Raw genomic sequence first — 4139 nt, forward strand, 5'->3', positions numbered from 1 at the left:
TTTGCTGTTGATAGGCCTTCACCAAAACGGCATGGCGACAAAGGAAATCATCGAAGCGTGCGCTGTGCTGCAGCACGCCGAGCAACACCTGAAGTTCATGGCGAAAGCCGTACTATGGAACTTGAACCACAACCGCCACAATGGGTTCGGGTTCGTTGATCCTCCCTATCGGGAGTCCCCTCCTGCGGATGGCACGTTTGCCGGTGTGGAGTGGGACCGCGTGGCCGCAGCCAGTCGAAAAGGCGTGGAAGAACTCCGCGAGCTGGGGAGCGGCCCGGCGGTCCTCGATCTGGCAAGCGGGGGCATTGAGCTTCGCGAGGAGCACCCAGGCGAGGAGGATCCCGGCGAGGCCGTCGACCAGGAGTGACTACGCTGCCGGCGTCGTCGGATCGGGCCGGAGACCGGTCGTCGACTGCGCCTCAGTGTCGACGATGGTGGCGATGCCAGCTTGCGCGGCCCCGCTGTACTGAGGCACCTTGGCGGCGATCGCGGCGATCGCGGCCTCAGCTGCGGACGATTGCTCGGCGTATCCGGCGACGATCGCTGCCGTGGCGGGGCTCGGGTCCGTCGGCGCGACGGGTGCCGGTACGGCCGCCGCGGTGAGGCCGGCGGTCACGGGGGCGTTCCAGCTGTCGACGCCACCGCTGGCTGCCGCGGGTTCGAGGTTGAGTTCGTCGCTCATGCGGTGAGTATCGCCCCGCGCGCAGTATCTCGTCCACCAACTCGACTTACAGGCCGAGGCCGCTTTCAAGGCCGCGGGCGGCCTCGCGCGCGCGTGCGGCCGCGATGGTGGCGGCGCGATGGCGCGCTGCGGTCTGGGCGCTGAGGTATTCGTGCAGCCGTTGGGCGCGGAGGGCGTCGCGGGTGCGGTGCGCGGCGATGACGTCAGCAGAGATGCCGCTGCCGGCCAGCGGTTGGCCTGTGTCGGTGCGCTCGAAGATGGCGTCCTCGGCGACGCGGTGCGCGGCGCGGTCGGCGGTGATGCGGTCGGCGACGGCGGCCATCAGCTGGCGGGCGCGGACGGGTTGGAAGCGGATCTCGGTGAAGCCGCGCGCGCCCTCGGCAGCGGCGCCGGCGGCGTGCTGGTGGTCAGCTTCGCCGTTGATCTTCTCGGTGAGGTAGAGGTGGTTAGATTCCTTGCCGCGGGTGAGCGCGGGGTAGAGCAGCTCGCGGCGTCCGGACTCGCTGGACATGACTGCATGGCAGGTGTCGGCGGTCGATCCTTGCGCGGAGTGCACGGTGCCGGCATAGCCGAGCACGACGTTCTTGCTGGCGTACTCGGCGGGGAGCCACGCCTGCGCACCGTCGGTGGTGCGCTGCGCCCAGAGGTCGCCGTTGTCGCGCAGCCCTAGGACGTTCCAGCGTTGCCCGTTACGCACCTGGAGCGCGTCGTCGGGGAGCCCTGCGCGGGCGGCGCCGGTCACCTCGACGTCGCGAGGGCCGATGTTGGAACGGGTCATGATCGTGTCGCCGAGGTACACGGTGTGCTCGCGCGCGACGGTCGTCGACGGGAGCGTGCGCTTGTAGTCCTCGCCGGCGCGCTGTTGGCCGAGGGCGTGCTGGACTTGCGCGTTGAGCGCGTCGGAGACCGCCCACGTATCGCTGATGAGAAGCGAGTCCTTCCCGGCGTCGACGTCGCCGAGGAAGCCGCGGAGTGCGTCGTGCGCCATCGCGACGTCGTTGCCGGCGTGTACGCGCCCGTGCTCGACGTACCAGTCGACGGCGTGCTGTCGGCCGGCCTTCGACCCGTTGCGCAGCGCGAGTCCGGCTTCACGCTCGTGCGGGTCCTTCTGGCGGAAGACTTCGCTCAGTTCCTGGCTCCAGGGCAGGTCGTTGTGGAGCATCGAGAACAGGCCGGCGCGGGCCTTGACCGGGTCGAGCTGCTGCGCGTCACCGACGAGGACGAGCTTCGCGCCGGAGGTGTGCGCCGCGTGCATGAGATCGGTCAATTGCCGGTTGCCGACCATCGCGGCCTCGTCGACGACGACGACACTCTTATCGCTCCAGCCGTGCGTGTTGTTGGCGACCGCGCGCAGCTCCTTGTCGACGGTCGCGGTGCGGGGCGCGACGTTCTCCGCGGCCGCGGCGTCGACCGCCTTACCGGCCTGGGCGAGCAGCACCATGTCGCGGTTGTTCTCCTCACACGCTGCGCGCAGGCCGCGCAGTGAGGTCGTCTTGCCGGCGCCGGCGGGCGCCTGGATGACCTGCACACCGCGGTCGCTGGTAGCTACCGAACGGATGACGTCGGCCTGCTGGGCGGACATGTTCTCGGTGAGCGCCTGGTGCGTCTTCGGGCCGATCGCCATCCGCATCCGCATGTCCTGGCGGCCGGCCATCTCGAGTGCGGCGGCCTCCTCGACGACGACCTCCTCGCTCGTGAACCGCACGCTGCCTTCGCGCTGGTGTGGTGCGCGGTCGACGCTGCTCTGCCAGCACCGTGCGGCGGCCTCGTCGGTGAGCGCCTCGATGCGCGAGAGCACGGTGCTCGGCTCGTCGTTGCTCGGCGGCCACAGCGTGCCGGCCGCCTCGACGAGATCCGCGCGCGTCCACGTCGACTTGTCTCGCCGCACGAACTCGAGGACATCGTCAGCGGTCGGGCGCCGCATCTTGTGCGGGGCGATCGCGTTGTCACGCTCGACGACGTTGATGCCGTGCTCGGCCAGCTCGCCTTCCCATGCCTCACGCAGATCGTCGAGCGACTGATCCTCACCCTTGACGGTCTTGGTCGCACGTTGGCCGGCCGCGTTCGCCGCCGCGCCGCGGCGGCCGGCGTCGACGTTGCTGCGCACCCACTCGTCGAGTTGGGTCTTGCGCTTGGAGAACAGCTTGATCGACTGGGGGTTGACGCCGACGATCTCGGCCACGCCGCTATCGCGATCGACCTCGCCCCAGGACACCCCGAGACGGCGTGTGAGACCGTCACGGAGTGCGGCTTGGTAGACCATGCCGGCGGCGCGGGCCTCGTGGTAGAGCGACTTCGAATCTATCGACGCGAGAGTGCCGTCAGCGCGGGCCTGGCGGTTGGGCAGGATCATGTGCGAGTGCAGATGCGGGTCGCCGGCGCGACTCGTTTCGTGGTTGTACTCGACCATCGCCAGCCCGGGAAGCTTCTCCAGATCCTTGTTCCCCGTGACCGGATTGTGCCGGCGCGTATAGCCCGCGTGATCGGACAGATACTGCGTCGCTGCCTTCACCGCATCGCGGTGGGCGCGGGTGAACTGGCCGAGCGCCTGAGGGTCGGACATGCCGCGCATCACGGAGACGCTCTTGGGAGCGGCGAAGGTCAGGTCGAAGCCGTGAACGCCGTCGCGTGAGCGGCCGAGCGCGTCGACGGTCGGCGCGGAAAAGGCGCGGCCCGTCGCACCCGAGGGCGCCTGCGCCTCGGACCACCACGCATGAATCTGCTCCTCCGAAATGACGTGCCCCGACGTCAATCCGATCCGCTCAGCAACGGCGTCCTGGTCGCCGGCAAGCACCATCCGCGGCGCACGCCGGCCCGCCTCGCTGTAGTACTCCGTCAGGCCGCCCTCAGGACCGGATCGGTCCGCGGTGTTCTCGTAGTAGTTGATGCCCCAGGAGCCCAGGCGCGCGATCGTCAGCATCGGCCCTGACCTCCCTTCTGTCAGCCGGACGACCGTCCGGGGGACCCGGGCCCGACCAGGGCCGAGCGGAGCGCAGCGACGCAGCTGGAGCGCAGCGACAGCTCATTCTTGCACATTGTGCCAATGTGCCAAGCTCTTTCTTTGGTCGGTGAGGTTTCCTCATCGTGTGGGGGTCTGAGGAACTGCAGGGGCGACGATTGGGACGTTGGCAGGGTGAGAGGGCTGACGGATTTCTTGACGTGACGTACTTATGGATGACATCCTTATAGCTGTCATGTTGTTGCTGGGGGGCGACGACAAGAGGGACTTACAGGGAGGTCACGGATGGAGTTTTCAGCGACGGTTTCGCCTCCGTGTGAGCCAGTACCGCAGTGGTTTGACCTGACGACGGCGACGTCGGAGACGGCGGCGGAGGCGCTGCGGATGTGTGCTGGGTGTCCGTTTCTCGATGCGTGCGACAGGCTGCGCCTGGAGCTCAAACGCGATGGGAATCTCGCGTTCGCGATCTATGCCGGGCACATGCACGCCAAGGGCGGG

4 protein-coding genes are annotated in these 4139 nt (G+C 68.4%); 2 read left to right on the forward strand and 2 right to left on the reverse strand.

Features of this window, described 5'->3' with window-relative positions; all coding sequences use genetic code 11:
- Positions 1-367: hypothetical protein (locus AXK60_RS10460; RefSeq protein WP_217491777.1), on the forward strand; the 367-nt coding region annotated here is incomplete at its 5' end.
- Here the strand turns inward: AXK60_RS10460 and AXK60_RS10465 are convergent.
- A complete protein-coding gene (locus AXK60_RS10465) occupies positions 368-682 on the reverse strand; it encodes a hypothetical protein (protein ID WP_068571088.1) in 315 nt (104 codons plus the stop codon). It abuts the gene before it with no gap.
- A 46-nt stretch (positions 683-728) separates the two neighbouring features.
- On the reverse strand, positions 729-3602 hold the full coding sequence (mobF, locus tag AXK60_RS10470; RefSeq protein WP_068571089.1) for a MobF family relaxase: 2874 nt from the start codon (positions 3600-3602) through the stop codon (positions 729-731).
- 324 nt (positions 3603-3926) lie between these two features.
- Between mobF and AXK60_RS27395 the strand changes: the two genes are divergently transcribed.
- Positions 3927-4139: hypothetical protein (locus AXK60_RS27395; protein WP_217491778.1), on the forward strand; the 213-nt coding region annotated here is incomplete at its 3' end.

Origin of the sequence: Tsukamurella pseudospumae (assembly GCF_001575195.1) — a bacterium.
GTDB classification, from domain to species: Bacteria; Actinomycetota; Actinomycetes; order Mycobacteriales; family Mycobacteriaceae; genus Tsukamurella; species Tsukamurella pseudospumae.